The following is a 25,468-nucleotide window of genomic DNA, read 5'->3' as shown; positions in this document are numbered from 1 at the left end:
GACCTCAGGTGTCCGCGGCGTTGCTCTCAACCGGCTTGGTCGCCTCGTCGGAACCAGTCTTGTTGGCCACGTGGTCCTGGTACTGTTCCGTCTGAACCGTCTTGCTGTCGAGACCGCGCTCGTCGTCGTGCTGGGCCTTGTCGCGGTTGCTCAGCACCGCGTTCTCTTCCAGGACGCCCTCCGGCAGATCGGTCATGGCTCCGGAGCCCGATCCCTTGCCCTGGAGGCCGGGGTGCATGCCGTGCTTGCCTGCATTCGCCATCGTCATTCTCCCATGCCGAGGGCAGACAGGCGCCCCCGTTGATCGAGCGGGGCCAACCGGTCGGCATGGCGCCCGTTCCCGCGTCACGCCAACGCGGCACCGATGGCCGACCGGCATGCCCAGGCGATCGACCGCGCTCCGGCGCTTCGTATCCCGTCAGCGGATCGGGCCCGGAACGAGCGGGCCATGCGTGAGGATCGATCGCGACAGCACCGGATGGGAACGCCCAGGCTCGCAGCGCGTAGCGCTGATGGAACGGAGGCGCACATCATGAGTCACGCAGACACCCCGATGCCGGGCGAGGATCCGGGCGCCCTGATCGAAGATCCGTCACGCCTTGATGAGATCGAACCGCCGCCCAAGCCCACCGTGCCGACAGAGGACGATCCCGAGGTCGAGGACACCGAGGTGCAGCCGACCTGAGCCAAGCCTGAGCCAAGCCTCCCACCTGCTGCCCGAAGGCCCTCACGAAGAGCGTCCCGCCCATGATCGAGCCGAAGCGTCCCGAGACCGATCCCGCCGAGACCCCGCCGGGGGAACGCGCCTATGCGGACCTGCCGGTCCGCGGGACCTCACAGGGTCCGCGCTCGCTCGGCGCCTCCGAGCCTGGGGACATGGGTGCACCACGAAACGATGAAGTGAAGCGGGCGAGCGAGCACGGCGGCACAGACGCGCCCGCTGAGCGGGCTGCCGACGATGAGGCGTTCGACGAAGCCCGCGCGGCAACACGGTTGCGGACGTGACCGCCCGTGAGGCGCCGCGACCGATCGGTCGATCGCGGTCCTCTGCCACCGCGACAGACGATCGGGACGTCAGTACCGGACGTTGGAATAGCCGTTCCCGCCCCGGCCCATGACGCCCTGGATGACCGCCTTGGTCGAGGGGCTGATCCCGCCATCGCTGCGTAGCCGCCGCCCATCCGCGCGTTCGACGCGATCGAATTCCGGGCCACACCGTTCCAGGGCGGATCGGACTTTGGAGGCCGGCGTCGCCCCGCGTTGCGGGCCGGCGCCGTTCATCTCGAACCGCAAGCAGGAGGCCAGATACCCTTTCACGTCGTCGAAGGCCGCGGCGTGAGCCGGCGCCGAGAAGAGGACGAGAAGCAGTACGGATCGGATGAGCATCGGACGCTCCGGTCGAGGGTGGACGATGCCTTCAACGCACGAGCTGAGCATTGGTCGCCGACGCCTTGAGTGGGTTACCCCCGAGGGGGGCGCAGCGGATCGATCACCGGGTTCTCGGAACGCGATCGCCCGGTCACGAGCCGGCCGGGCGCGTTCCCGGACGCCACCCGTCGCCCCCCCGCGCCGTGAGCCGTCGATCAGCAGCTCAAACGACGGCCTTCGGCCATCCCGACCTTCCGATAGTGATACAGGCCGGATTTGACCTGACCGCTGATGACAGCCCGGCGCACGTCCGGATTGCAGCGCAGATATTCCATCTCGTCGAATGCGTAGTCCCCGCGCCCGCCTCTCTGGCCGCGGTCATAGTCCCGTCCGTAGTCGCGGCGATCGCGGTCATCGTAATCTCGGCCGCGGGGACCGTAGTCGCGACGGTCGGAGTCACCGCGGTCGTAGCCGTAATCGCGCCCGCCATAGGGCTGTGCCAGGGCCGGAGCCAATCCGCCCAATAGCGCCAGACCCAGAACGGTCGCCGAGATCACCTTCATGGGGCACTCCTCATCGTTGAGAGCCGAGAACGCTTTCGGTGAGCGGTGGTTCACGGCGTTGGCGGAGCTGCTGGCCGACGGGATCCAGTATGCCGCTCAAATCGCGCCGCCAGCCCACACGGGTCGCTGGAGCAGCCCCATCTCGTAGGCCCTTCTCTGCGCGCGTCTCCGGCGACCGCCTCCGCGCCCGCGCGCGGAACCACGGGTGGCATGCGCTGTACCGAGGCGTGTGATCGTCTGGGATCGCCGGCAGACCATACCTGCCGACTGTGGTCGCAGCACGCAGGCGATCGGGCCAAGCGCTGGGCGATACCGCAGGCTGGTGCCCTGCCCCCCTCAAGCGCTGCGAAATCCTCGTCCGCCAGGGCGCGTCGTCGGCGGCTGCGCCGACCGTACCCCGCGCCGTTTTCCGTCATGAAGACGCCGCCGGAGGCTTCCACGCTCAGTCGCCAGCGCCCTCACGTCGCTTAACCGCACCGAGGAATTGCGTCAGGTGGACGACCGCATCGTCACCCTCGGACGCGGCCGGAGCAACGTCAGAAACCGCCTCGGCCTGTTCGATGCGCCGCGCCACCTCCATCAGCACATGCTCGACGGCGGGCGGCCAGGCGACGCCGTTGTCCAGAAGCATCCGGGCGGCCCTGACGAGCATCGTGAACTGCTCCGGCGGAATCGTCGTACCCGCTGCATTCTGGGCAAGGATGCGGTCGGCGATCGCTGTCGCCAGCCGAGCGACCTCGGCCACCTTGTCGGGCTCAGCGTGGGAGCCAATCACGTCCGGTAGCCCTCCGTCTTCAGGCGCTGGATTGGAAGCTTCAGGAAGCGCGCCCAGTCATATCACGGTTTGAAATTCCGTTGACCTGCGCTTGCTGTGCCCACGATGGCCCTCCGAATCAACGCGGAGAGCGTTCGGGAGGTGCGCAAGGCCGGGATGCCGCCCGCTGGTTGGACCCAGCCGTTCGCGTCACGGTACCGGCAGGCTCATTCCGGGCATGGCGAGGAAGACCCGGCCTTTGGCTCAACGGCGACTGCGTGCAGGATGATGCGGCACTGGCCATCGTCTCCCGCCATTAGCAGGTGGCTGATAAGCTGACACCAGTGCGCCGGGTCGAACGGCAGTCGCGTGTGGCCAACCGGCGCTGGCGGACGCGCAGGGCGACGAAAGATCAGCCTGACGCGCGTCCGGCGTGTCCGATCGGTATTGCTGGTGACCGCGCCCCGCGATCGCTTGACCGTTCGCGGGGCCGGTGGCTCACCGCCGACGATGGGCCGCAGCCTGACACGCTGGACCGGCCACCCCGCCCGACCGATCGCGGGCTGGCGAGGGCGGTCAGCAACGAGCCAAATGCGTAGATATCAGCCCGTGATCCGGTGAACAGCGCAGAGCTTGTTGCCGTCCGGGTCGCGAAGGTAGGCGAGGTAAATCGGACCGGAGGCGCCGCTGCGCTCACCCGGCGGGTCCTCGAGGGTGGTCCCACCGTTGGCGACGCCGGCATCGTGCCAAGCCTTGGCCTCCTCCGGGCTTTCCATCGTGAACCCGATGGTGCCGCCATTCGCCCCGGTCGCGGACTTGCCATCGATCGGCTTGCCGATGAGGAAGCGCCCGCCCCGGTGCGCGTAGATCACTCGACCTTTCGCATCCGCGACGCCCGGCTCTCCGCCCATTGCCGTGAACAGCGCATCATAGAAGATTTTCGATCGGGCTATGTCGTTACTGCCGACCATCACATGGCTGAACACGCAGGCTCTCCCTAGCCTCGAGGTGTCTCGATTGCGGCGAGGGCGATTCTACTTTCCGCCACCGCTCTTGTAGGCATCGATGGCACGACGGCAATTCGGCGACATCTGGCTCATGTTCTTCTTGAAGCAAGCGTCCATCTGCGGGCTATTTGGGTCAATGCCGGCGCAGAACGTGATGGCGTCGCCCGCACAATAGGTCTGCAAGTCCTCATTGCCGCGTTTGGGCGTCTGAGCCGAAGCGGGAGCGACGATCGCGAAGAGGCCGAGGGCGAGGATAAAGCTGCGCATGCACGCTATATAGGCGCCCTCGGATCGCTGACGAGGCCCAATCGGCGCATCGGCCTTGGTCGCCGCTCCAGAGGATGACCATGGGCCCGTCCGAACCCAAGCGTCTGATCTACGCCAGTCCGAACGGCGACCGTTGGCACCTGCTACGCGCCCCCGGGACGGGGCTCAGTTTCGTGCGACACACCGGCAATATGGCGTCGGGCGGCCACGTGACGGATTTCAGCCTCGCCACCTTTCTCGCCTCCGGTCGCAACGGCCCGGAGCATCAGGCGCTCCGGCGACTGATCGGCCCCCTTGTTGGTGCCGCGGCCCCGCGGCACCCCTGATCGCCACCGCATCGTCAGGACGATGCCGCCGCCCGGGGTGATCACGGGCGGACGGGGATGTGCAGCGTGCGCTACGCGGACTTGCGCTCGAGATAGGCATGAACGAGGTTCGGCAGGTTGCTGCCCAGCCAATCGCCCATCTCCTGCTCTTCCTTCATCGACTGCTCGAGCGTCGACGTGTCGTCGCCGGCGCCGGCCGCATCGGCGAGCGCAATCAACACCTTGTAGGAGCTGATCTCGTAGGCCTTGTAGCCGATCGCCGCGAGGACGTTCTTCAGGACCTCGTCATCCGCACCGACATGGATGAAGCCCGCGACCGTGGCGACGGCGCCGGTCACAGCCTGCTTGATCACAGACTTGCTCGACCCGTGCTTGGCGAGGAGATCGTCGAGCCTGGCAGCCTGCGTCACCGACCGCTCGTGGTCGGCCTTCATCTTGGCGTACAGATCCGGATAAGGCTCCATCCGGGGCATCTCATTCTGGATGGTCCCGACGGCCTGCATCTCGACGGCGTGCTGATTGCGCAGCCCTTCGAGATAGAGATCCATTGCCTTCTTCACATTGCTCATAGCTTGATCCTTCGCGGGATGATCCGACGCGTCAGTGCGCAGGTTCAGCAGTTGTCAGCGCCGGGCTTTACAGGCTGACCCTCGGGCGCCTTCTTCGAGCCATCATTCTTCATGCTGGCGGCACCGACGTTGTTCAGCGCGCCAACCGTGCCCGGGGATTCACTCTTCGCGCCGGGGCTCACCTTGGCGGTCGTGCCGCCATCGACATTCGAGCTGGTGTCCTTGGATGCGCCGGCCATGTTCGTCGTCGTGCCGACGTTGCACGGCGCAGCAAATACACTCGTCGCAGATAGAGTGATTGCCGCGATGACGACGCCAATATTTATAATTTTGGACACGGGCCCTCCAAGGTATTTGGTCCGTGGGAAGAGATCCTGGAGGCCGATGTTCCTGCCGAGCCGGTGTGACAACTGCTCGCGTACAGGGGCATCCACCCTCTCCCGCCTCCGAATCCGGCCCCGCCATCCGTCCCGCGAAGGCAGATGTGCCCGCAGAGCCGGCGCACCCGAGACGCCGATGCCCCCTGCAGCCCGGCCTGTTCGCGGGCGTCTGCGAGCCATTATGTCGCGATCGACCGGCGGGCACCCCGCCATCTATCCAGGTTGCGAGCCGGACCGCGGCGAAGGAACGATCGTGACATCGAAGCTACTTGCTCTGACGCTCAGTGGCGCCGCAATCGCCATGGGGGTCCCTCCGCCAGCGCAGGGCGGCTGGAAAGGGCCGGAGGCCCAAGCCCTCTTCGTCAACGAAGCGAACCCGAAGGGCTACAACTACGCCCCGAGCGTCATCACCGAGAACGGGCAGACCGATTTCTGGTGGTGCGGACAAGGCAAGACCGACGTCATCTTCCACCGCTCGTACAATCCGGAGACGGGGTTCTCACCGGCCCGGATCGTCTTCCAACCCACGCCGGGATCCTGGAACCGCCACTACGTCTGCGATCCCAGCGTGATCAAAGGCCGCTTCCTCAACCCGGCGGATGGCCAGCGATACAGCTACGCCATGTACTATTCGGGAGCAGACAATCAGCCCGGCAACAACAATCAGACAGGCCTGGCTTTCTCGAACGACAAAATCAGCTGGGTCGATTACCCGACGCCCGTCATCGCACCACTCAACCCGGCTGTCGCGCAAGGAAACTATGGCACGGGGCAACCGGCGACCGTCAACGTCGATGGTCGTTCCAGCCTGTACGTCTTCACCACGGATCTGACCGGGCCGCAGGGCATCAGCGGCTTTGGCGATCTCTACGTCCGCCATACGGCCGATGGCGTGCATTTTGAGCCGCCGGTGCGGATACCGAACGTGGCCACGGACGGTACGACCATCAACCCGAACTCGGATTTCGGCTACGACCCGTCCACGGGCAACGTCTACGTGATCACCGGCCTGCCGGGGCGCAATTGTCAGCAGGTGGCCTGCAAGGACTCAACCCGCAACCCAGACCGCGAGACCTACCAGATGGGTCTCTTCACGATGCCGATGAAGGCCCTCCTGAGCGGAAGCCCGGCCCGGTGGTCACCCCTCGGCTATCTGAACTCCGACGTCACGGGCTTCTACCTGAACCACAGCCCCGGCTTCCAGCGCGACCCCTCCGGCACCATCACGCCCTTCCTGCCGAACGTCACCGTCTTCTTCTCGGGCGGTGACCCATACCCCGGCACGTGGCGGATCACTTCGGCGACGCAGACAAGCACCTCTGACCGCGCCCCTCTGAAACGGTCCCGTGGCCCCGGCGGGCACTGGGTGACGACGGGTTACGTCGCACCCGGCTACGCCTTCGAGGCCCATGTCGGCTCATTGTTCCTGCTACCGAAGCCCGGCACCTCCAAGCTCATGAGCTGTGTGGCCGGGGCGGATCATTTCCTCAGCCGCGATGCGACCTGCGAGGGCCAGACACCCTTGGGACAGACCGGCTATCTCTACGATACCCACCAGCCGGGAAGCCATGCCATCTTCCGGTGTAACGCCGGCGGTCACGATCATTTCGTGTCAGCCGATGCGGGATGCGAGGGGCAATCGACCGAAGGTGTTCTCGGCTACGCGCTCGACTGAAACGATCGGGCGCACCAGAAATGCTTGGCGACCCCGGTTGGGCTCGAACCAACGACCTGCCGCTTAGAAGGCGGCTGCTCTATCCAGCTGAGCTACGGAGTCTGGGGGTGCCAGAGCCGCAAAAACCACGGGTCCGGGCCTGGGTCAAGCCTTTCCGCCACCACGCGCTTTTCACCTTCACAGAAGGCCGAAACGCCCAACCCTTTGATGGGCAAACAGCATTTCCGGTGGATCGTGAGGGGTTAACCACGTCCAAGCGAGCGAAACCGATGGCCGTCCGAATACCGTCCGAGCTATGAGGTCTCACGAACGGATAACTCGGACGGTTTTCGATGGGCGGCAAGCGCAAGGAAGGACCCCGGCTGCCGGGGGTGACCTACTCGAACGTCGCCTGGCAGCTCGACGTCCCGCCGCCCGTGGTGCCGAAGGACCGTAAGCAGGAACTTACGGTCGCCTTCATCGAGAGCCTGTCCGGCTTGATCCGGGACGTGAAGATCAAGTTCAGCACCGAGTTTTCCGATACGATCCAGCGGGGGTTGCGCGTCAGGATACAGCCGCGTGGGGCGACCTATTTCGCGCGGGTCCAATACCAGGGGCGTGAATTTCGGCTCCGGATCGGGCGTATCGATGCCTGGACCCTCGCTCATGCCCGGACGGTCTGCGCCTCCATCGTGCGCCATGTCTCGACCGGCAACGGCCCCCCGACGGACGAGTGGATCGAGCTTCACCGACAGGCGCTCCTTGCCGCCGACGCACGCAAGAAGGGGCACGGCGATGCGACGGTCCCCTACGTGCCGGAGGTCATGGCGAGGCAGCCCGCCGCGACGACCTGGACCTACGGCGAGGCCCGGGTCGCTTACGTCGAATGGCTCAAGTCAGAGGAGGCGGTGGGGAATCTGGCTCCCGCGACCATCCGAAACTACAGCAAGGTGCTGACATGCCCGGCGCTCCTGCCATTCGATGAGCGCCACGTGGCGCGACTGGAGGCGGCCGACCTCGCCATGGCCGTCGAAGGGCTCGTCAAGGAAGGCAAGCGCAGTCAGGCGAACGACGTCTCGCGGAACATGAAGCGCTTTTTCCGCTGGCTCGCCGAGCCCGCCCAGGAGCGACGCTCCGGGGTCCGCGAGGGCATCATGGACCGCGTCCGCGCCCCCAAGCTCTCGGGCGTGAAGGGGCGGCAGCACTTCCCCTCCCTGGCGGAGGCGGGCCTGATCCTCGCGACTTCCAGGGCATCCGGCGTCCTCAATCCGGCGGTTGCGGCGACCGTGCACCTGGCGGTGTGGACCGGGCAGCGGCGCCTTTCGATCGTCACCGCCGAGGTCGAGCATTTCGAGCCCTGGGACGGTGAGCCGGGATGGGGCCTTTGGCGTTGCTACCACCGGAAGGTCCGACGCACGAACCAGACCGGCAAGCCGCATGTCATCCCGCTTCCCCCGGCATGCTGGAGGGTCGTGACGGCCTACCTGACGTGGCACCGGCTCGAATACGACGGGGCGACGCCCTGGGCATTCCCCAAGCAACGACCTGCAAAGGCCGGGCGGCCCGCGAGGGTGGGCCATCTCGTGGCGGACACGCTCACGCACACCATGACGGCGATCCCGGGCTCGTTGAGTTCGCCGCACGACATGCGTCGCGTGATCTCGTCCTCTGTCCAGGACGTGGCCGGGATCCACATCGCCCTCGTCGGCCACGTCCTGGATCATGCCGACGACGAGGTCGGCGTGAGGAAGACCAACGGCACGACGCGGCGCTATACGGAGGCGGAGATGCTGGCCTTCAAGCGTCCCGTGATGGAAGCGTGGGAGCGACTGCTGGAGCCGGCCGCCGCGGCGGCGGTTTTGCTCCCGCGCGAGGAGCTGAAAGCCGAACTCGTCCGTCGTCGGGCGGAGCAGCGCGGCGTCAATCGTGATGCCAAGCGAGTCCGGTCGAAGGTGGTGAACAGGAAGCCGCAGGAAGGGACGAACAAACGGCGCGCAGGGGTGGCAGGGGCTCCAGGCTGAGGCTGTCCCGACGGACGGCGTGGAGACACGTGGATCTCCTCTCCTCACGAAGGGCACGATGTTGATCCGACGGGTCGATCCGCCGTGCGACGGCCGTGTGCGCGGAACGGTTTGCGTCATGGGGCGGTCGAGGGACCCGTGCCGGCGGCGACCTCACATCGGGCATGGCGACGCCGTGTATTTCGCCTCATAGGCCCGGATGAAGTCGGGGTCGCTGCAGATGCAGCGGCCGGGAGCGGCCTTCGCCTTAGGGTCGGCGTGGTGGCCTCGAAGCGGCCGGAGGAGGTTGACGCGGGTGCTCGTGGTGGACGCCTCGGGTACCCCCGCCGCATGCTTCACGAGCTCCGCTGCCAGCATGATCCCGGCCAACGCGGATTGGAACGCCATGGGCACCGTCGCCCGTACCGGGCGCGCGCCACCGGTGAGGTTGAAGACCACGCCGCCGCAGATCGCCCCCTGGTAGAAATTGCGAAGGGGCCTGCCCACGAAGGGCATCAGTTCCGCGACGGGCACCCCCAGGCGTTCGGCGACCCTCGTCACGAAAGCCGTGTCCACCGGACCGTTGGTCGCCAGCAGGCCTCGGACTTCCAATACTGCGTCGGGAAGGCCGATCTCCTCGGCGACCTTCTGATCCTCGGCCTTCACCTGACCGTCCGGAAGGTAGAGGCAGGCAAGGCACGCCTTGTCCGATCCAAAGCGGTGGCGCGAGACGCCGAGGTCGATGTCGCGGGTCCAGGCATTCACGATCCATCTCGGCAACGAGGCTTGGACGGCGATGCGATCCTCCGCGGTATCGAGGCCGACAGCCACGCGCTCGAAGGACCAGTCCCCCCGCTCCCCGGCATAGTCGCCCCAACGCTTCCGATGGGGAAAGATCGTGAGGCGGGTGTCCGCCAGCAGCCTCTCCGCGGCCGTGACCTTCGCCACATCGACCGTCGCCTGGTCGGCGATCACGTACCGCTGCAGATTCGACAGGTCCACGGCCTCATGGTCGACCAAGTGCAAAGATCCGGCGAGCCCGGGCATGCGCGACAACGCCCAGACCGCCCCGTTACCGATCGCGCCCAGGCCGACGAGGTGGGCCTCGCCGAGATCGACGGTGTCCGGGTTGAATTCCCGGCCGTGGGGCCCGTTCCCGTAGTCCAACAGGGAAAGCGTGACCTCCGTATCGGGATCCCCGCCGGGCAGCCGATCGGCGAATACCGTTCGGAAGACGTTCGCGGCCGCGATGCACGCCGCCGCGCCCGCACCGAAGGGATTGCGCGACGGGCCCGATCCTTGGGGGCCGGACCGCGAGAGCGTCGCCGTCCAGCCATTCGAGCCTGCGAAGACCATCGTGGCTTCGATGCGCGGGCGGCTCCGGCCGACGACGACGCATTCCGTCACCTCGCCGGAATGGCGTGACAGGTCGATGTCAGGGTTGATGGACAGCGCCAGCTGCATGAGGCTGTCACGGGCCGACTCGGCATGGTGGTCGAGAGCGATCAGGCACACCGAGGGATGCAGGCGAGAGACCAGCCTCACGAGAAGGTCGAGGGTCGCTGCCGCCTCCGTCGACCGGATGGCCTCGACGTCGAACGCGATCCCGATGACATGTCCGTCCAGGGTCCCGCGGAAGGCCGGAAGGTCGAAGCCGCTGAGGACCTGGGAGGCAGCGGTGGCGGCGCGGTTAAAGAAATTGGCGAAGGCCATGGTCACTCCACGATCTCGATGAGGCGGCGCACTTCGGGCGTCCGGATCCCGCGCCAGCGCCCGCTCGCATCGAGCCGGAAGGTCGCGGTGGTCGCGAGTTCGAAACGTCCCGTGGCGTAGTCCGGCACCACCAGCGACAGACATCCGACCCGGGTGGCGACGGCGAAGTCGTCGTCCGTGCCTGAGTGGTAGGCCCTTCCGGGGTGGCTATGGATCTGCGCGACGAGCGTCAGCCTGTGCTCGAAGAGCCATTTGTTGATGCGGTGCAGTTCATCCGGGCCCACCACGACGCAGACGCCGTCGGCGGTCCGGACGTGGCGTTGCGCAGGAATGATCGCCTCAAGCACCGTGAAGCGGGCCCCGTCCTGCTTCCCGACCCAGAGGCCGAGGCCCTCGTGTCCGTCTTGGCCGACGGCACGCATGTGCAGCTGGACCTGTTCGATGCAGGTCCGGGGCACGACGACGCGTGCGACGTCGGAAAGCGTCATTCGGGTATCGCGTCGAACGACGCCCCCAGCCCTCCCAACGTCACCTTCACGTCCTGGATCTGGATCTGGTCGAACGGGTCCACGCCGTACTTCCAGATCTGGTTCAGGATGAAGTCCAAGGAGCCTTCGCCAGAACCCCGGTGCAGAAGCCATGAGTCACCTGTGTGCGCCGGATGATCGTGGTACTCGCGGACCCCCGGCAGGCAGAGGAACGGCGGCTCCTCGGGACCGTGAAACTGGATGATGTTCGAGAGCACGACCTGGCCGCTCTGAAGCATGGCCTGCAGCATCTCCGGAGGCATCGACGGCATCGGCGGCCGCCGCAGCATCGAGATGGTGAGGTCCTTGGCGAGTAGGGGCGCCCGGGTGAACGGGTCGACGAACGTCACGGACGGCGGGCGCAGGTCGTAGTTGGAGAAGTCGAGCACTGCGCCCGCCACGAGCACCGTGGGCTTGACCTTCCTGGAGGCGAAGAGGACCAGCGCCTTCGGAAAGGACGCGTCGACCAGGAAGCAGCCCCGCCCGTGATGGTGGGCTTCCCGGTCGCGATACCTCGCGATCTCGCGATCGAACTTCGTGCGTGAGACCGTCGGATCGACGGACTGTATCTCAGGCACCGGCCACCCCCGCCTTCAGGCTCAGGTAGAGCGTGACATCCCGGCCGAAGCCGAACGAGCCGACGGTCGCGGCGAGGTCGAGGCTGACACCCGCATCGTCCTTCAGCTCCCAGTTCTCCGGCGGCTGCCCGACGTTCTCGGTCTGCGTCAGCGCCTTTTCCCGGACCGTCGCCAAGAGATCCCCCGCCTTCGCGGCGACCACCGTGGGTTCCCCGTTGACGACGACGGTGATCGATACCGATCCGTCGTGGCCTTCGGCCCTGGGTGCCGTCGCGAACCGCTCCACGCCTGGCTTGTCCAGGTCGAAGAGTTCGTTGTCGCGGATGAGGATGTCGCTGCCACCGCGGACGTCGAGAAAGACGTCGTGCGCGGCGGGATCGACTTTTGCCAGTCCCTTGAGCACGCGACCGCTGATCATCGGGACGCCCCATTCCTCGTCCTGGTCGTTGATCAGGAAACGGAAGAAGCGGTCGGTCCGGAACACCAGGACCTGTTCGACGCCGTGCCCGCGAAGGTCGAAGGTCTCGTCCAGGCGGAGCGTCTCCAACGCCCCGTCGGGCATGAACGCGACGGCGGCATGATCCTCGACCGGCAGGGCCCCTGCCGCCTTGAGGATCTGGCGCCCCGTGGGAACCGGATCAGGGAGCGTGATGGTGCGGAAGTCCAGGTCGGGGCCGCCGACCTGGATCTGGAAACGGTCGGGGTCGTGGTGGTCGTTCATCGTGGAGCCTCGCTGGTCGATCAGGGGCCGCCTCGGAACGGGCCTGCCCTTCTGCCTTCTCAGCGAAGCTCCACCACCCGATCCGGTAATCGCGTCAGAGAAAATCCTGCGAGGTGCAGATGAAGTAGAACTGGCAATCGGGGCATTCCCTGGCCGGGATCGGCTTGAACTCGCCCGCCTCGATACCCTCCAGGGCGCGGACGAACCTGTCCAACCCCTTCCCGTCCCCTTTCGGGGCGATGACCTCACGCTCGCCTGCGGCGGGATAGAACGCCTCAAGGCGGACATCCCGGCCCGAGAAACCCTGGCGGCCGGCTGCCTGCAGGAGTTCCCACACGGGCTTCTCCGCTTCGGCCTTCGTTTTCCTACCTGTCTTGAAGCGTTGGGCGACGATGGTACCCGACGGCGTCTGCAGCACCCTGTCCGGTCGAAGCGCGATCCGTCTTCCGGCCAACGTGACCGTCCAAGCGTTGTCGAGGGTCACCTCCCGGGCGTCGATGGCCGTTGCGGACCGTTCGACCATCCGCGTCGCCTCCGTGCGATAGATCGCCTCGAACGGATGATCGGTCGGGCCCCGCTTCGGCCAGATCTCCGTCAGATGCGCGACCGCGGCCTCGGGGGTGACGACGTCACCCTTCGCGACGCCCTCGCAGATCCAGGCGACGGTCTGGCGAACGCATCCATGGAAGCGGAGATACCCGCTCCTCTCAGCCAGGTGGCCCAGCCCGTCGACATGCTCGTAACGATACCTGGCCGGGCATTTCATGTAGGTTTCGAGATGCCGGAACTCGTATTCCGCCCTGGGTTCCGGCGGTGCCAGGGTCGCAACACCCACCGACGGCGAACGGGCGGGGGCGAGCCGCGCCGGCGGCAGGACGCCACCGATCGTCCCGAGGTAGCGCGACGGATTACAGGTCTGCTTCTCCGTGTAGCGCTTCGCGTTGCTCACGGTCATGACGTCGCGCGCGCGGGACAGCGCGACGAAGAACAGGCATTCCTCCTCCGCCGCATGATCCTCCGGCGGCGTCTGGAGGCGTTCGAGCGACGCCGGGGCGGGGCACGTCGTCGGTCGTCGTTGCCCCGGGACGTATCGGGTGGCGACCTGCGGCAGGTGCACGGCCCGGAACTCCAGTCCCTTGGACCCGTGGATGGTCATCACGCGCACCGCCGATATCCCGTCGGCTTCGGGGGGCACGACCCTGAACTGCCTGTCGTCGTCCAGGCGTTCGAGGCGGCGGATCTCGTTCAACAAGACCCTGCGGCCGCCGCGCCCGTCGTTCGCGTCATGGTGCTCCCGGCAGAACTTCAGGAGCTGATAGATCGCGATGAGGGATTGCCGCGAACGGACGTCGTTCGCTTCCAGCAGGGGCCTCAGATAGTCGCTGGCGTCGAAGAGATAGCTGGACAGGAGCTTCCAGGCGGTCGTCTTCCACGCCGTGCCCGCCAGGTGTTCGGCGAGAAGGCCGAGGCCCCGTCGGCCGCGCTCCGAGAGACCCGGCAGGTCCGCGGCACGGCCGCAGGTCGTGATGACATCCTCCTCGGCCGCATGCGCCGCCGCGATGACCAGGAGCGCGTCGTCGCGGGTCGCCCCGTATTCGGGGAATCGGGCGACCCGGATCAGGCCCGCACCGGCGGGGTCCGCGCCGAGGGAGACAAGGGCGAGCAGGTCCCGGATCTCGGGTCGCTCGAACACATCGCCCAGATAGAGGACGGGCACGCCTAGTTCCTGCAGGATGCGCGAGAACCGCGCGAGGCAGAGATGGGTGCGGCTCAGGATCGCCTGCTCGTCATAGGGGATGCCCTGCTCGCGCAGGCGCTCGATCTGGTCCCTCACGGCATGGGCCTCGGAGTAGAGGTCGGGAGCCGTGACATGGTCGACGAACCCGACTTTGCCCCGATGGGCCTTCCAGCTGACAGCCGGCAGGGGGGCCGCCGCGATGCCGGCCCCGTAGGTCTCGAAGACGCGCACCACCGTCTCGCATGACCGATAGTTGGTCTTGAGCTGACGACGTTCCGCGTCGGGGTAGCGCTCCGTGAACTCAGCTGCGTTCGCCGGCGCGGCGCCGCGGAAGCGGTAGATGGATTGCCTCGGATCGGCGACGACCCAGACCCGGAGCCCGCCATCGCTGATCTGTTCGAGGAGCGCGGTGCTGGCGTTGTTCACGTCCTGGTACTCGTCGACCAGGACGAAGCGGTGCTTCTCGCGCACCGCTTCGCGGACCTTCGGGTTCTCGGCCAGCAACCGGGCGGCCGTCCAGACCAGGTCCCCGAAGTCCACGGCGTGGCTGCGCTCAAGCTCGGCCTGGTAGGCCCGATAGACCCGCGCGACCTCCATCGCCTTCTCGGCGCGTTCGCGTTCCTCCGGCGTGGAAGCGGCGTCGAGGGAAGCGGCCGCCGCTAGCCCGTATGCCTCGGCCGTCACCATCTCGTCCTTCGCGCGCGAGATCGCGCGCAGGATCGGCCGCAGCTCCAGGGTCGGATCCCAAAGATTCTGGAAGTGACGGAGCCCGAGCGTCGGCAACAGCCGCTCAAGCATGGCGAGGGCGCCGATCTCGTCGAGAACCTCGAACGCCTGCGGCAGCCCGGCCTCGCGATGATAGAGGTGCAGGAGTTCGAGGCCGAAGGCATGGAAGGTGCCCACCCAGATGATCGGGGCGGCGACCGGATCCAGCATCTCGATGCGCTCGATCATCTCGGCCGCCGCCTTGTTCGAAAAGGTGAGCGCGAGGATGGCCGACGGCGGTACGTCCGTGGCGAGCAGGAACTCGATCCGGGCGATCAGCGTCCGCGTCTTTCCGGTGCCGGGCCCGGCGTCGAGGATGAGGGGCCGTTCGTCCCAGCGCGCCGCCTCAAGCTGTTGCGGATCCGGTGGAAGCGTCGCCCTCGGGCCGGGCGATCCCTCCGGCGGCGGCGCCAAGGGTGGCAGCAGCAGCGCCCGGATCGCCTGCATCCTTACGAAGTCGACGGGAAGCCCCAACTCCGCGGCGATGTCCTCGGGGCGCTTCCGCTGGGCGACCATCATCTCGTGGAGAAGCTCGGAGGGCAGCAAGAACTCCTGGGCGAAGATGTCGGCCTGCACCTCCATCCGTTGCCGGGGCGAGTAGGCCACGACCCGGTCGGCGCCGGTCTCGACAGGGCGGCCGCCGAAACCCGAGACGGTCGACCGCACCATGAAGGCCGTCTCGTCGTGCAGCCAGAAATGCCCGATCTCGTGGGCGGACACGATCACCCTTTGGTGGGCGTCGAGGTTCGACGCCAGCCGGACGAAGCCGCCGCTGCGGTCCAACGCACCGAGCACGCCGACGGCATATCGGGTCCCGGGTGCGAACCGACTGACCTGCAGCTTGGCGATCTTCAGCGCCGCCTTGACGAGGGCTTCGGCTGTCCGGGCCGTCGCGACCTCGCAAGCCTCGGCATGGCGTCGGCGCGCCTTCAGGCGGATATCACGCCAGGGATCCACGGTTCAGCCCTCGTCCGAGAGCCAGAACGCGATCCGGTCCTCATCCATGTCCGTATCCCTGATGGCTTCCTCCCACGTGCGTTGTCGGCCCGGCAGGGGATCGCCCGTCGACTTGAAGGCCGGAAGCTCTCCCTTGTCGTTCGTCGTCATGACGACCGCCTTGAACCAATCCGTGGCGGTTCCCGCGCGAGCGGCTCCGATTCGCAGGAAGCGACGCGGAATGGTCTCCTTGACGATCTCTCCGTCGTTGACATCCGTGACGATCGAGCGGGCGATGTCGATGCCGTCGGCGAAATCGCGCAACGTCAGGCCCACGGTCCGGAGCGCCTCACGCAGCGTCGACGGTGCCGTCTCGGACGTCATCCCGGGGGTCGGCACCGTGACCGGCTCGATCCGTGCCGGAGATCGGCCGGCCGAGATAGCCGCCCCGTTCGCCGAAGCCCGGAAGCTCATGTCGAGGAGCTCCACGGCATGCTCTCGGATATCCTCGGCATAATGCGGATACGCAGCGGTCCACCTGGCGACGAGCGTGGGCGTCACCGCCTGTTCCGTCGCCTCGCAATGGAAGCGGAAGAGCATTTCGTCGAGCTCATGGTCGGTCACGGTCATCGTCTGATGCCCAGTTGTTGATGGATCAGGGCGTGGGCTTTCTCGACCCATGCCTTCGCCGTTTTCGGGGTCACGCCCAGCATGGCCGCAATGCTTTCGCTTCGGCTTGCCGCGTCGTAGGCGAAGCCCGCCCTCCTGAGCAGGAACGCCTTTCTGTAATTGTCGGGCAGACCCGCGACGATGTCTTGCGCCATCGCCTCGTCCTCCGGGCTCAGACCGTATCCATCCGGCCTTTCGAGCGCATGCCCCGTTACCTCGTCCGATAATTGTGGCTCGATGACCACCGTCTCCCGTCGCCATCTGCGCACATGATCGATCAGCCGATGTTCCAGTTTGTTGATGAACGAGTGTTCGAAACCACGGCCGTCGGCCGCATCCGGGTCGATGATCGAAGCGACCATGTTCCCGACGACTTCCCCGATGGCATCCCGCCCCTCGTTCGGCAGTCGCCGGTCGACCCGCATCGCCAAGTGATCGGTCGCGAGCTTGGCGAGATGGTCGAGCAACCTCCCGCGCAGCAAAACGTCCCGCTCGGGATTCAGACGGCGACAGGCCGCCGCGATGGCCTGAGGCTTCGCCGAACGGAGGTCGTTCCGATTGATGCGATCGAGCCAATCCTCCCTGTCCACGCCCTCCGAGCCGTGTTCCTGGTCCTGCAATTGGCATTTCCTCGTAGGGCGTCTGCTTCTTCAGCGTATGAGCAGGCGTCGATCCGGTAATGGGGACGATATAAATCGGTGCGGGAGAAGCTCGCTCGCTCGTCACGGGGTACACTCGTCGAGGCCGATGCGGGTCCCTATCGTGGTTTCGCACCAACTTTAAGTTGGCATGATTTCGTGCGAGCTCCAAGGGACGGGAAGCATTCCGCGCACCTGAGGTGCCCTCGATCTTATACGAGCACAGCGGTAGATTTCGATCGAAGCGGTTGCCGGGAGGATCGTCACCGCAATAAGGTCGGTTCGTTGCAAAGATCATTGACCGATCTCGTTCGGCAGCGGCTCGACTTCATCCGTGCGAGAGCGCGGCGCGAAGTTCGCCAATACCGAACGGGATGCAATTTTCAGAGTACGACACCGCTTTTCACTATCGTTTGTAACTAGGACATCTGATCAAGCCGCACGAAGGATCCATTGGATAAGGTTCGAGCCTTCCGCCACGGTTTGTCGATAGCATCACGACGGTCCGTCCCATCGGACCAAGCCCAGGGAATGGTTTACCACTTCCCACGACGAACCTCTAGTCACTAGAGAAGTCGCTTGGCCAATATACCCCTGTGGGGTATAATCCCACCGTGTCGCAGAAGCACGGATCGACAAACGGGACCTTCGTCATGAACATCGGGTTTTTTGCCGACGACATGTCGGCCAGCCAGGCGGCTCTCCTCGCGAGTGGGGGGTTGAGTGGTCATGATCCAGGAGCGCCGGGTGTCCTGGCCGGCAGCAACGCCCTCGCCGAGGCGATCCCGGATTACCTCGATGCGGCCACGGCGTCGGGACGGCACCTGATGGTTGCGTTGCCCCTGGCACAGCTGAGTAACCTCAGCATCCGGAGCCGCATCGACCTCGCGGTGATCGCGTTCGGCCCCAGCCTGGTCGCCCGCGATGGCGCCCTCCGGGCGATGACGGCGGGATGCACGTCTCGGACCGCAACCTTGGCACCGCCTTGGCTGCTCTCCGCGTCCGGTCGTTCGCGGCACGATCCACCCCATACGCTTCCGGTGCGGATGACGATGCTGCGGCCGTACGAGGCAGCCGAGATCCGGCGCGGCTGCAGATGCGGCGGCCTTCATCGGCGCCCCGTCGGCCTTGCGGCCGCGTTGCGCATCGCGGCGGACGACCCCTACGCGCCGAGCCTCGATCCCGCCGAGGTCGCGAACCTGCTCGCGGCGGACGGCGCGTCCACGACGCTGACCGACGCGGACATCGCGCTTCGGGAAGATCTGCTCGACCTCGCCGACGACCTCGACCGCGGACCCGGGCGGCGATCGGTACCGAAGGAAAGCTGCCGCCGCCTGGCCGTTGCGGACCGTCGGCCCGGTCGACGGGGCTCGCTGAACCCGACCCAGTCGGTTGGGAACCGAGCGGTCCGACCGGCGCCGGCGACGGTTCGTCACGCCGCCGACTGCCCTCGCTCCGCCATCGCCTAAGCCAAGGAGGTTCCCATGAACGCCCGTACCAAGACCGACTTCGAGCAGGCCTCGCCCGGATCGACCGGCGGCGCAGCACGCCGTCCCGCCTGGCGGCGGAAGAACGAACGCGCCTCCCGTGCAAGCTCCCGGACGGACCGCGACCGGACGAGGGGGGGCGTCCGGCCCTACACGGACGCGGATGTCCAGGGGTTCGATGTCTCGGGACCCGATCGGGAAAACCATTCAGACTCGACATTGCTCGATGTCGAGTTCGACCACGACGAACTGGGCGAGTTCATCCTGGGGCAGGTAGGTTCCGTGGCGCGCGCCATCTCCCACGAGGAGGACGAGGCCTTCTGGTTCTGAGTGCCGTCCCGCGATGCGGGCGGAAGGTTGAGGGCGCCCAACGGACGGATGGCGCCGGCCGTGCCAAGGATGACGACGCGACCGCGCCGCCTGCCCCGGTACATCTCTCCCGACCGTACCGGGGCAGTGGCCGATCCCGGGCTCGTGAACGGAGCCTCGGCGCGGGTCTACAACGCCGCGCCAAGCCCGATGCGAAGGCGATGTTGCCAAGGCATTGAATGGCGAACCCCTTCCAGGTTCGCCAGGATATGGGCGGCGTCCGCGCCGAGCTGGAACAGATTTCGCTGGAACGCGGCACGGGCCTGTTGGGAATCCGGAAGGTGTGTCGTGCCATGCCTTCCGGCGTCCATCCGGACTTCGTCGCGACGACCCTCGAATGTGCGCGTCGGGATCGCGGCCTGTCCCAGACCGGGCTGGCGCGCGTTCTGGGAACCAGCCAATCAACGGTTTCCAAGCTGCTTTCCGCCGGACAGAACCCCCGACCCGCCTTGAGGGCTGCCATCAGGCGTTTCGTCGACGACGCTCTTGGAGATGCCGGGTCCAAGCCGCCCGATCTGTTGGTCCTTGTCCAGGAGGCCTCCAATCACTCGGAGGTGTTCCGTAAACTGCTGTTCGCCGCCGTGAACCTGATGAATGAAAACGAATAAAATCTTCGCAGATTTATCGGGCTGCGGATCCTGACGCTCGCTCACGAACCCCTCCTCGACTTTGCATCGTCGGGTCGTGGCTCAACGGTTCGCCCTTCGACGGTCGTTGGCAATCCCGGTAGCGCCCTGTCTGGCTACGCACCAGTGAACGCATCCTCGGCCGCAGCAGGTATGCCCCCTCTCATTGCAATACGGGGCAACGTGAAGGACGAGGCGCCATCGTGTTGTAAGTTTCGGTGGAGAGCACTTGTCGACGGCCTTGACGACCGCACACCGCAGCAGCGCCGTCATCGACGCGGTTCGGTCCGACCATGAAGGACAACGAATTCCAATTCCATGGGGGGGGCGGCGAAGCAGAACGGGGCTATCCTGAACACGGGCATCGCGGACCCACGGATGGTCACAGTCGTATCGAATGCCGTGAGCTTCGCCGTGTACATTGCCAATTTTCCCGACACCATCGCGAATAAGCCGGTGCAGAGGGAATTTCAGGCCTTCGCGAACCCAATATCGGCCGCCACGGCGTCCAGCCGGTCGGACACGCGCTCCTTGCGCTCGGAATACCGGTCGACGAGGTAGACGGATCGCTCGCGGGTCAGCAGCGTGAACCTGCACAGCTCCTCGCAGACATCGACGACGCGGTCGTACAGCGGTCCCGGCTTCATCCGGCCAGCCTCGTCGAACTCTTTGTAAGCCATCGGCACCGACGACTGGTTCGGGATGGTGATCATCCGCATCCAGCGCCCGAGGATGCGCAGGCCGTTCACGGCGTTGAACGATTGCGACCCGCCCGAGACCTGCATCACCGCCAGGGTCCGTCCCTGCGTCGGTCGTACCGACCCCTCGGACAGCGGGAGCCAGTCGACTTGGCTCTTCATCACCCCGGTCATGGCGCCGTGACGCTCGGGACTGACCCAGACGTGCCCCTCCGACCAGATCGAGAGGTTTCGCAGCTCCTGCACCTTGGGGTGATCCGCGGTGGTGTCGTCGGGCAGCGGCAGGCCGTGCGCGTCGTAGATCCGGACCTCGCCGCCCATCGCCTCTAGCAGGCGCGCGGCCTCGTAGGCGAGAAACCGGCTGAACGAGCGCTCCCGGAGCGATCCGTACAGGATCAGGAAGCGCGGGGCATGGGTGAACAGCGTGGCCACCTGCAAGTCTGCGGTGGTCGGAACGACGAAGTGCCCTTCGCTCAGGTTCGGCATTCCGTCGGCGAAGGGCTGTTTGGGCTTGTCCAAGGAGCTTCTATCCTCTACGTTTCAACGATGGTTGAGATATTGACATTATGATGGACGAACGGCAAGCCGTCGCTGCCTTCGCGGCCCTTGGGCAGGAACACAGGCTCCGCATCGTGCGCCAGCTCGTCACCGTCGGACCGGACGGCATGGCCGCCGGCATGCTGGCCGAGGCGGTCGGCGTGTCCGGCACCAATCTGTCGTTCCACCTGAAGGAACTGAGCCACGCCGGCCTCGTCGCCTCCCGTCGCGAGGGCCGGTCGATCATCTACAGCGCCGCCTACCCGGACCTGTCGGACCTGATCCAGTTCCTGATGCGCGATTGCTGCCAGGGGCGTCCCGAGGTCTGCGCCCCCGCCGTCGCGGCGCTCGCCGCCTGTTGCACCCCCACCGGAGACACCGCCCATGCCTGACCGCGTCTACAATGTCCTGTTCCTGTGCACCGGCAACTCGGCCCGCTCGATCCTCGCCGAGGCGATGCTGGCCAAGGAAGGCCAAGGCCGCTTCCGGGCATTCTCCGCCGGAAGCCAGCCCAAGCTCGACGTCAACCCGATGGCCGTCCAAGTCCTGCGCGAGTCCGAGTACCCCACCAAGGGCCTTCGCTCGAAGTCATGGGACGCGTTCGCCGGCCCGGACGCACCGGTCATGGATTTCGTCTTCACCGTCTGTGACAACGCCGCCGGCGAGGCCTGCCCGTTCTGGCCCGGCCAGCCGGTGACCGCCCACTGGGGCATCGAGGATCCCGCCGCGGTCGAGGGCAGCGAGATCGAGCGGAAGACCGCCTTCGTCACCGCCCAGCGCTACCTCAAGAACCGGATCTCGGCCTTCCTCGCCCTGCCGATGGCGAGCCTCGACGCGGTCGCCCTGACCGCCCGGGTCCGCGAGATCGGCCAGCAGGCCGGCAACACCTCGCCCCGTCCGGAGGTCGCGTGATGGACGTCGTGATCTACCACAACCCGGATTGCGGCACGTCCCGCAACACCCTGGCCCTGATCCGCAACGCCGGCATCGAGCCCCACGTGATCGAGTATCTCAAGACGCCACCGAGCCGGACCCTGGTCCGCCAACTCGCGGAACGTGCCGGCCTCACCGTGCGCGGCCTCCTCCGCGAGAAGGGTACGCCCTACGCCGAGCTCGGCCTCGCCGACACGGCCCTGACGGACGACCGGCTTCTCGATGCGATCGAGACGCACCCGATCCTGCTGAACCGCCCGTTGGTGGTGAGCCCGAAGGGCGTCTCCCTGTGCCGCCCCTCCGAGGCGGTCCTCGACCTCCTGCCGGCCCAGCAGGGCGAGTTCGTCAAGGAGGACGGCGAGCGCGTCGTCGACGAGCACGGGCGCCGCGTCGCCACCGCCTGAACCGTCCCAAGCCCCCAAGAACAAGAAACGGTCCCGATGCTCGCGCTCGCCATCTTCGCGGTCACCCTCGTCTTCGTCATCTGGCAGCCGAAGGGCTTCGGGATCGGATGGAGCGCCCTGATCGGGGCCGCCGTGGCGCTGGCCACCGGGGTCATCAGCCCCGGTGACGTCCCGGTGGTCTGGCACATCGTCTGGGACGCCACCTTCACCTTCGTGGCGCTCATCATCATCTCGCTGCTGCTCGACGAGGCGGGCTTCTTCCATTGGGCCGCGCTCCACATCGCCCGCTGGGGCGGGGGTCGGGGGCGCCTGCTGTTCCCGCTGGTGATCCTGCTCGGGGCCGCCATCGCCGCGGTGTTCGCCAATGACGGCGCCGCGCTGCTGCTCACGCCCATCGTGCTGGCCATCCTGCTGCGCCTCGAATTCAAGCCGGCGGCGGCACTGGCCTTCATCGTCGCCTGCGGGTTCGTCGCGGATTCGACCAGCCTGCCGCTGGTGATCTCCAACCTCGTCAACATCGTCTCGGCGAACTTCTTCGACATCTCGTTCAGCCGCTACGCCGCGGTGATGGTGCCGGTGAACCTCGTCTCGCTCGCGGCGACCCTTGTGGTGCTGTGGCTGTTCTACCGGCGCGACCTGCCGGCAACGTACCCTGTCGGAGAGTTGGAGGCGCCTCGAAACGCGATCCGCGACCCGCTCGTGTTCCGGGCGGCGTTCCCGCTCCTCGGACTGCTGCTGGTCGCCTACTTCGTGACGGCGCCGTTCGGCGTGCCGGTCTCGGTCGTCACCTTCGCCGGTGCCCTGATCCTGCTCGGTCTCGCGAACCGGAGCCGGGTGATCCCCATCCGCAAGGTGCTGGCGGGAGCCCCGTGGCAGATCGTGCTGTTCAGCCTCGGCATGTACCTCGTCGTCTACGGCCTCAAGAACGCCGGCCTGACCGATTACCTGGCGCAGGGCCTCGTCTGGCTCTCGGGCCACGGACCGTTCGTCGCCACCATCGGTACCGGGTTCGCCGCCGCGATCCTGTCCTCGGTGATGAACAACATGCCGAGCGTGCTGGTGGGCGCGCTCTCCATCCAACAGGCCCCGGACCTGTCGCCGCTGATGCGCGAGCTGATGGTGTACGCCAACGTCATCGGCTGCGATCTCGGCCCGAAATTCACGCCCATCGGCAGCCTCGCTACTCTGCTCTGGCTCCACGTCCTCGACACCAAGGGCCAACGCATCACCTGGGGCCAGTACATGCGGGTCGGCCTGGTCATCACCCCGCCGGTCCTCCTCGTGACCCTAGCTGCGCTGGCGCTCTGGCTGCCGGTGCTCGGGGCCCGGTAGCGATCCGATGGGTCCGGCGCGCCGCTGGCCGGTGATCTCGGCCCTTGGCGTCATCCAGATCCTGACCTGGGGCTCCTCGTTCTACCTGCCGGCGGTGCTCGCCGGCCCCATCGCCGACGGGACGGGTTGGCCGTTGGCCTGGGTGGTCGGCGGCCTGTCGGTCGGCCTTCTGGCGGCGGCCTTCGCATCGCCACGGGTCGGGCTCGCCATCCACCGGCACGGGGGCCGACCGGTCCTTGCGCTGGCGGCAGTGCTTCTCGCCGTGGGGCTCGCCATCCTCGGCGGCGCACCGAACCTGCCGGTCTACCTCGCGGGTTGGATCGTGATCGGGCTCGGCATGGGCTGCGGCCTCTACGATCCGGCCTTCGCGACGCTCGGCCGCCTCTACGGGTCCGACGCGCGCCCCGCCATCACGACGCTGACCCTATGGGGTGGGTTCGCCAGCACGGTCTGCTGGCCGCTCTCGGCCTTCCTCGTCGAGCGGATCGGATGGCGTGGGACCTGCCTCGCCTATGCCGGCCTGCACATCACGGTGACCCTGCCGCTGGCGCTCCTCATGATCCCGCCAATGCCGGCCAAGGTCGTCGGAAGCGTTCGGGAGCGCCGTGACGGAGGCACGCTCACCGCCCGCGAGCGACGGGCCTACCTGCTGATGGCGGCCGTCCTCGTGTTCGGGGGCACCGTGATGGCGATGGTCTCCGTGCACCTGATCGCGTTGCTCCAGGCGAGGGGCGTGGCCCTGGCCTCCGCCGTCACGTACGGCGCGCTGATCGGACCGGCACAGGTCGGTGCCCGTCTCGTCGAGATGGCGGGCAAGGGCCGCCACCATCCGCTCTGGACGCTGGCCGCCGCCATGGCGCTGGTGTCCCTAGGCCTCGGCATCCTGGCTGCCGGCCTTCCCGCGGTCGGCGTCGCGCTGGTCCTGTATGGGGCCGGCAACGGCATCTACTCCATCGCCCGTGGTGCGGTCCCGCTCGCCCTCTTCGGGCCGGTTCGCTACCCTGTGCTGATCGGGCGCCTCGCCCTGCGCGGGCTGATCGCCCAGGCGCTGGCGCCTGCGCTCGGAGCCCTAGCGCTGGCTTATGGCGGTCCGGACGTGGCCTACGGCCTGCTGCTGATACTCGCCCTGGCAAATCTCGGATTGGCGGTCACGCTCCTTCGCAACGGATAGATGCCGCGCGTCGAGGGCCATAGGCGACCGACGTAGGAGTCCCCGTGCGCTGACGGGATGGATACGACCGTGTGGCCTGTTACGTCACGCCGGGCAAGCTCCTCGGCTTGAAGAAATCGGTCATGCCTGAATGCCATCGAGGCGCGAGGTCGCGAGGACCGCCAGGTTCAGCTTTCCCCATCCACGAGCGTGCCTTCGCCGACCTGTGAAACGCGGCGAGGCAACTCGCGGACAAGCGCCGTTCGCCTGAAGGGGGTCAGCTTCCGCCAGGCACGGATTTCCGGAACGGTGCGGCCGCATCCCAAGCACCACCCGGTCCTGCCGTCGACGCGGCAGACCCCCGTGCACGGATCGTCCTTCCTCATGAGAGCGCCCTTCCGAAAACGTGCGTCCAACGGCCACTCGACATGTATAGGGTAGCCCCCTATGTTACTAGAGGAACGAGGAAGCCGATGTCATGGCCCACACCGTCAAGGACAAGACCAAGCTCTTGGCGCGCGTGCGCCGGATCAAGGGACAGGCGGAGGCCGTCGAGCGCGCCCTGGAGGCGGAGATCGGCTGCTCCGACGTCCTTATGCTGGTCGCCTCGATGCGCGGGGCCATCAACGGACTGACCTCCGAACTGATGGAGGAGCACATCCGCCATCACGTCGTCGATCCCGCACACGAACCCGATCCGAACCGTGCCAGGGGTGCGTCCGAGCTGATCGAGGTCATCCGCACCTACCTGAAGTGAGA

31 protein-coding genes and 1 tRNA gene are annotated in these 25,468 nt (G+C 66.7%); 14 read left to right on the top strand and 18 right to left on the bottom strand.

Features of this window, described 5'->3' with window-relative positions; translation table 11 throughout:
• Positions 1-4: 4 nt before the first annotated feature.
• Positions 5-262, bottom strand: coding sequence for a hypothetical protein (locus AO398_RS09115; RefSeq protein ID WP_058191824.1), 258 nt, complete (start codon positions 260-262; stop codon positions 5-7).
• Positions 263-532: 270 nt separating this feature from the next.
• On the opposite strand from AO398_RS09115, the gene AO398_RS28795 reads away from it, so the two are divergent.
• Together AO398_RS28795 and AO398_RS09110 are read left to right on the top strand one after the other, a co-directional pair.
• Positions 533-685 carry a hypothetical protein gene (locus tag AO398_RS28795; protein ID WP_160329321.1) on the top strand — a complete coding sequence of 51 codons (153 nt, stop codon included), beginning with the start codon at positions 533-535 and terminating at the stop codon, positions 683-685.
• A 62-nt stretch (positions 686-747) separates the two neighbouring features.
• Complete coding sequence (locus tag AO398_RS09110) at positions 748-1,005, top strand: hypothetical protein (RefSeq protein ID WP_058191732.1); 258 nt, start codon at positions 748-750, stop codon at positions 1,003-1,005.
• A gap of 69 nt (positions 1,006-1,074) precedes the next feature.
• On the opposite strand, the gene AO398_RS09105 is transcribed toward AO398_RS09110, so the two are convergent.
• The 5 genes from AO398_RS09105 to AO398_RS09085 all read right to left on the bottom strand — a co-directional run bounded on the left by AO398_RS09105 (position 1,075) and on the right by AO398_RS09085 (position 3,959).
• Positions 1,075-1,386 carry a hypothetical protein gene (locus AO398_RS09105; protein WP_058191731.1) on the bottom strand — a complete coding sequence of 104 codons (312 nt, stop codon included), beginning with the start codon at positions 1,384-1,386 and terminating at the stop codon, positions 1,075-1,077.
• Positions 1,387-1,583: 197 nt separating this feature from the next.
• On the bottom strand, positions 1,584-1,931 hold the full coding sequence (locus AO398_RS09100) for a hypothetical protein (protein ID WP_058191730.1): 348 nt from the start codon (positions 1,929-1,931) through the stop codon (positions 1,584-1,586).
• Between the two features lie 442 nt (positions 1,932-2,373).
• Positions 2,374-2,706 carry a hypothetical protein gene (locus AO398_RS09095; RefSeq protein WP_058191729.1) on the bottom strand — a complete coding sequence of 111 codons (333 nt, stop codon included), beginning with the start codon at positions 2,704-2,706 and terminating at the stop codon, positions 2,374-2,376.
• Between the two features lie 581 nt (positions 2,707-3,287).
• The gene (locus AO398_RS09090) at positions 3,288-3,671 is read right to left on the bottom strand and encodes a VOC family protein (RefSeq protein WP_058191728.1); all 384 of its coding nucleotides are present in this window, start codon (positions 3,669-3,671) and stop codon (positions 3,288-3,290) included.
• A gap of 48 nt (positions 3,672-3,719) precedes the next feature.
• Positions 3,720-3,959, bottom strand: coding sequence for a hypothetical protein (locus AO398_RS09085; protein ID WP_058191727.1), 240 nt, complete (start codon positions 3,957-3,959; stop codon positions 3,720-3,722).
• 80 nt (positions 3,960-4,039) lie between these two features.
• On the opposite strand from AO398_RS09085, the gene AO398_RS09080 reads away from it, so the two are divergent.
• A complete protein-coding gene (locus tag AO398_RS09080; protein WP_058191726.1) occupies positions 4,040-4,285 on the top strand; it encodes a hypothetical protein in 246 nt (81 codons plus the stop codon).
• 71 nt (positions 4,286-4,356) lie between these two features.
• Here the strand turns inward: AO398_RS09080 and AO398_RS09075 are convergent, their stop codons facing one another.
• Positions 4,357-4,854 (bottom strand): DUF892 family protein, encoded by a 498-nt coding sequence (locus AO398_RS09075; RefSeq protein WP_058191725.1) that lies wholly within the window; start codon positions 4,852-4,854, stop codon positions 4,357-4,359.
• 44 nt (positions 4,855-4,898) lie between these two features.
• Positions 4,899-5,288, bottom strand: a complete 390-nt coding sequence (locus AO398_RS09070; RefSeq protein WP_244498704.1) for a hypothetical protein — start codon at positions 5,286-5,288, stop codon at positions 4,899-4,901.
• Positions 5,289-5,415: 127 nt separating this feature from the next.
• Between AO398_RS09070 and AO398_RS09065 the strand changes: the two genes are divergently transcribed.
• Entirely contained in the window at positions 5,416-6,909 is a 1,494-nt protein-coding gene (locus AO398_RS09065; RefSeq protein ID WP_244498703.1) for a hypothetical protein, read from the top strand.
• A 25-nt stretch (positions 6,910-6,934) separates the two neighbouring features.
• Here the strand turns inward: AO398_RS09065 and AO398_RS09060 are convergent.
• A tRNA-Arg gene (locus AO398_RS09060) sits at positions 6,935-7,011 on the bottom strand.
• A 230-nt stretch (positions 7,012-7,241) separates the two neighbouring features.
• Here AO398_RS09060 and AO398_RS09055 point away from each other — a divergent pair.
• Positions 7,242-8,909, top strand: a complete 1,668-nt coding sequence (locus AO398_RS09055; protein WP_058191723.1) for an integrase family protein — start codon at positions 7,242-7,244, stop codon at positions 8,907-8,909.
• Between the two features lie 153 nt (positions 8,910-9,062).
• Here the strand turns inward: AO398_RS09055 and AO398_RS09050 are convergent, their stop codons facing one another.
• The 7 genes from AO398_RS09050 to AO398_RS09020 form a co-directional block, all read right to left on the bottom strand.
• The gene (locus AO398_RS09050) at positions 9,063-10,601 is read right to left on the bottom strand and encodes an E2 ligase fold family C protein (RefSeq protein ID WP_058191722.1); all 1,539 of its coding nucleotides are present in this window, start codon (positions 10,599-10,601) and stop codon (positions 9,063-9,065) included.
• 2 nt (positions 10,602-10,603) lie between these two features.
• Positions 10,604-11,089 (bottom strand): Mov34/MPN/PAD-1 family protein, encoded by a 486-nt coding sequence (locus AO398_RS09045; RefSeq protein ID WP_058191721.1) that lies wholly within the window; start codon positions 11,087-11,089, stop codon positions 10,604-10,606.
• A complete protein-coding gene (locus tag AO398_RS09040) occupies positions 11,086-11,706 on the bottom strand; it encodes a putative metal-binding protein (protein WP_058191720.1) in 621 nt (206 codons plus the stop codon). Before AO398_RS09040 ends, AO398_RS09045 begins: the two co-directional genes overlap by 4 nt.
• Positions 11,699-12,427 carry a multiubiquitin domain-containing protein gene (locus tag AO398_RS29000; protein WP_201025733.1) on the bottom strand — a complete coding sequence of 243 codons (729 nt, stop codon included), beginning with the start codon at positions 12,425-12,427 and terminating at the stop codon, positions 11,699-11,701. Before AO398_RS29000 ends, AO398_RS09040 begins: the two co-directional genes overlap by 8 nt.
• Before the next feature lie 94 nt (positions 12,428-12,521).
• Entirely contained in the window at positions 12,522-15,887 is a 3,366-nt protein-coding gene (locus AO398_RS09030; protein ID WP_058191719.1) for a UvrD-helicase domain-containing protein, read from the bottom strand.
• Between the two features lie 3 nt (positions 15,888-15,890).
• Positions 15,891-16,496, bottom strand: coding sequence for a hypothetical protein (locus AO398_RS09025; RefSeq protein ID WP_058191718.1), 606 nt, complete (start codon positions 16,494-16,496; stop codon positions 15,891-15,893).
• A complete protein-coding gene (locus tag AO398_RS09020) occupies positions 16,493-17,155 on the bottom strand; it encodes a hypothetical protein (RefSeq protein WP_058191717.1) in 663 nt (220 codons plus the stop codon). The genes AO398_RS09025 and AO398_RS09020 overlap by 4 nt, the downstream gene beginning before the upstream one ends.
• Before the next feature lie 671 nt (positions 17,156-17,826).
• Here AO398_RS09020 and AO398_RS09015 point away from each other — a divergent pair.
• The 3 genes from AO398_RS09015 (at position 17,827) to AO398_RS09005 (ending at position 19,637) form a co-directional block, all read left to right on the top strand.
• Complete coding sequence (locus tag AO398_RS09015) at positions 17,827-18,642, top strand: hypothetical protein (RefSeq protein ID WP_058191716.1); 816 nt, start codon at positions 17,827-17,829, stop codon at positions 18,640-18,642.
• A 15-nt stretch (positions 18,643-18,657) separates the two neighbouring features.
• Positions 18,658-18,990, top strand: a complete 333-nt coding sequence (locus tag AO398_RS09010) for a hypothetical protein (protein ID WP_058191715.1) — start codon at positions 18,658-18,660, stop codon at positions 18,988-18,990.
• A gap of 218 nt (positions 18,991-19,208) precedes the next feature.
• Positions 19,209-19,637 (top strand): helix-turn-helix transcriptional regulator, encoded by a 429-nt coding sequence (locus tag AO398_RS09005; protein ID WP_058191714.1) that lies wholly within the window; start codon positions 19,209-19,211, stop codon positions 19,635-19,637.
• Between the two features lie 488 nt (positions 19,638-20,125).
• Here the strand turns inward: AO398_RS09005 and arsH are convergent, their stop codons facing one another.
• Positions 20,126-20,872 (bottom strand): arsenical resistance protein ArsH, encoded by a 747-nt coding sequence (gene arsH, locus AO398_RS09000; protein ID WP_058191713.1) that lies wholly within the window; start codon positions 20,870-20,872, stop codon positions 20,126-20,128.
• A 50-nt stretch (positions 20,873-20,922) separates the two neighbouring features.
• Between arsH and AO398_RS08995 the strand changes: the two genes are divergently transcribed.
• Genes AO398_RS08995 through AO398_RS08975 form a run of 5 tightly spaced genes read left to right on the top strand, consistent with a single transcriptional unit; the run spans position 20,923 to position 24,730 of the window.
• Positions 20,923-21,282, top strand: a complete 360-nt coding sequence (locus AO398_RS08995; RefSeq protein ID WP_058191822.1) for a metalloregulator ArsR/SmtB family transcription factor — start codon at positions 20,923-20,925, stop codon at positions 21,280-21,282.
• Positions 21,275-21,802 carry an arsenate reductase ArsC gene (locus AO398_RS08990; protein ID WP_058191712.1) on the top strand — a complete coding sequence of 176 codons (528 nt, stop codon included), beginning with the start codon at positions 21,275-21,277 and terminating at the stop codon, positions 21,800-21,802. The genes AO398_RS08995 and AO398_RS08990 overlap by 8 nt, the downstream gene beginning before the upstream one ends.
• Positions 21,802-22,227 carry an arsenate reductase (glutaredoxin) gene (gene arsC, locus AO398_RS08985; RefSeq protein WP_058191711.1) on the top strand — a complete coding sequence of 142 codons (426 nt, stop codon included), beginning with the start codon at positions 21,802-21,804 and terminating at the stop codon, positions 22,225-22,227. Before AO398_RS08990 ends, arsC begins: the two co-directional genes overlap by 1 nt.
• Before the next feature lie 36 nt (positions 22,228-22,263).
• Positions 22,264-23,559: an arsenic transporter gene (locus AO398_RS08980; protein WP_058191710.1), complete on the top strand. Its 1,296-nt coding sequence runs from the start codon at positions 22,264-22,266 to the stop codon at positions 23,557-23,559.
• A gap of 7 nt (positions 23,560-23,566) precedes the next feature.
• Positions 23,567-24,730, top strand: coding sequence for an MFS transporter (locus AO398_RS08975; RefSeq protein WP_058191709.1), 1,164 nt, complete (start codon positions 23,567-23,569; stop codon positions 24,728-24,730).
• Between the two features lie 167 nt (positions 24,731-24,897).
• On the opposite strand, the gene AO398_RS27385 is transcribed toward AO398_RS08975, so the two are convergent.
• The gene (locus tag AO398_RS27385) at positions 24,898-25,095 is read right to left on the bottom strand and encodes a DUF1289 domain-containing protein (protein WP_082643201.1); all 198 of its coding nucleotides are present in this window, start codon (positions 25,093-25,095) and stop codon (positions 24,898-24,900) included.
• Positions 25,096-25,187: 92 nt separating this feature from the next.
• Here AO398_RS27385 and AO398_RS08970 point away from each other — a divergent pair, with 92 nt between their 5' ends.
• The gene (locus AO398_RS08970; RefSeq protein WP_058191708.1) at positions 25,188-25,466 is read left to right on the top strand and encodes a metal/formaldehyde-sensitive transcriptional repressor; all 279 of its coding nucleotides are present in this window, start codon (positions 25,188-25,190) and stop codon (positions 25,464-25,466) included.
• The last annotated feature ends 2 nt before the right edge of the window (positions 25,467-25,468 follow it).

This window comes from Methylobacterium sp. GXS13, assembly GCF_001455965.1.
Taxonomy (GTDB): domain Bacteria; phylum Pseudomonadota; class Alphaproteobacteria; order Rhizobiales; family Beijerinckiaceae; genus Methylobacterium.
The sequence above is the reverse complement of the archived record's forward strand: the minus strand, read 5'-3'. Positions and strand labels throughout refer to the sequence as shown.

What these genes read in the sequence shown, in the direction of transcription:
- AO398_RS08975 (WP_058191709.1), top strand. Translation starts at nt 23,567, where the DNA reads ATGGGTCCGGCGCGCCGCTGGCCGGTGATCTCGGCCCTTGGCGTCATC.
- AO398_RS08990 (WP_058191712.1), top strand. Translation starts at nt 21,275, where the DNA reads ATGCCTGACCGCGTCTACAATGTCCTGTTCCTGTGCACCGGCAACTCG.
- arsC (WP_058191711.1), top strand. Translation starts at nt 21,802, where the DNA reads ATGGACGTCGTGATCTACCACAACCCGGATTGCGGCACGTCCCGCAAC.
- AO398_RS09085 (WP_058191727.1), bottom strand. Translation starts at nt 3,959, where the DNA reads ATGCGCAGCTTTATCCTCGCCCTCGGCCTCTTCGCGATCGTCGCTCCC.
- AO398_RS09050 (WP_058191722.1), bottom strand. Translation starts at nt 10,601, where the DNA reads ATGGCCTTCGCCAATTTCTTTAACCGCGCCGCCACCGCTGCCTCCCAG.
- AO398_RS09065 (WP_244498703.1), top strand. Translation starts at nt 5,416, where the DNA reads ATGTCGCGATCGACCGGCGGGCACCCCGCCATCTATCCAGGTTGCGAG.
- AO398_RS27385 (WP_082643201.1), bottom strand. Translation starts at nt 25,095, where the DNA reads ATGAGGAAGGACGATCCGTGCACGGGGGTCTGCCGCGTCGACGGCAGG.
- AO398_RS09045 (WP_058191721.1), bottom strand. Translation starts at nt 11,089, where the DNA reads ATGACGCTTTCCGACGTCGCACGCGTCGTCGTGCCCCGGACCTGCATC.
- AO398_RS08995 (WP_058191822.1), top strand. Translation starts at nt 20,923, where the DNA reads ATGGACGAACGGCAAGCCGTCGCTGCCTTCGCGGCCCTTGGGCAGGAA.
- AO398_RS09100 (WP_058191730.1), bottom strand. Translation starts at nt 1,931, where the DNA reads ATGAAGGTGATCTCGGCGACCGTTCTGGGTCTGGCGCTATTGGGCGGA.
- AO398_RS28795 (WP_160329321.1), top strand. Translation starts at nt 533, where the DNA reads ATGAGTCACGCAGACACCCCGATGCCGGGCGAGGATCCGGGCGCCCTG.
- AO398_RS09010 (WP_058191715.1), top strand. Translation starts at nt 18,658, where the DNA reads ATGAACGCCCGTACCAAGACCGACTTCGAGCAGGCCTCGCCCGGATCG.
- AO398_RS09025 (WP_058191718.1), bottom strand. Translation starts at nt 16,496, where the DNA reads ATGACCGTGACCGACCATGAGCTCGACGAAATGCTCTTCCGCTTCCAT.
- AO398_RS09110 (WP_058191732.1), top strand. Translation starts at nt 748, where the DNA reads ATGATCGAGCCGAAGCGTCCCGAGACCGATCCCGCCGAGACCCCGCCG.
- AO398_RS09015 (WP_058191716.1), top strand. Translation starts at nt 17,827, where the DNA reads ATGAACATCGGGTTTTTTGCCGACGACATGTCGGCCAGCCAGGCGGCT.
- AO398_RS09055 (WP_058191723.1), top strand. Translation starts at nt 7,242, where the DNA reads ATGGGCGGCAAGCGCAAGGAAGGACCCCGGCTGCCGGGGGTGACCTAC.
- AO398_RS09075 (WP_058191725.1), bottom strand. Translation starts at nt 4,854, where the DNA reads ATGAGCAATGTGAAGAAGGCAATGGATCTCTATCTCGAAGGGCTGCGC.
- AO398_RS08980 (WP_058191710.1), top strand. Translation starts at nt 22,264, where the DNA reads ATGCTCGCGCTCGCCATCTTCGCGGTCACCCTCGTCTTCGTCATCTGG.
- AO398_RS09105 (WP_058191731.1), bottom strand. Translation starts at nt 1,386, where the DNA reads ATGCTCATCCGATCCGTACTGCTTCTCGTCCTCTTCTCGGCGCCGGCT.
- AO398_RS09115 (WP_058191824.1), bottom strand. Translation starts at nt 262, where the DNA reads ATGGCGAATGCAGGCAAGCACGGCATGCACCCCGGCCTCCAGGGCAAG.
- AO398_RS09080 (WP_058191726.1), top strand. Translation starts at nt 4,040, where the DNA reads ATGGGCCCGTCCGAACCCAAGCGTCTGATCTACGCCAGTCCGAACGGC.
- AO398_RS29000 (WP_201025733.1), bottom strand. Translation starts at nt 12,427, where the DNA reads ATGAACGACCACCACGACCCCGACCGTTTCCAGATCCAGGTCGGCGGC.
- AO398_RS09005 (WP_058191714.1), top strand. Translation starts at nt 19,209, where the DNA reads ATGGCGAACCCCTTCCAGGTTCGCCAGGATATGGGCGGCGTCCGCGCC.
- AO398_RS08970 (WP_058191708.1), top strand. Translation starts at nt 25,188, where the DNA reads ATGGCCCACACCGTCAAGGACAAGACCAAGCTCTTGGCGCGCGTGCGC.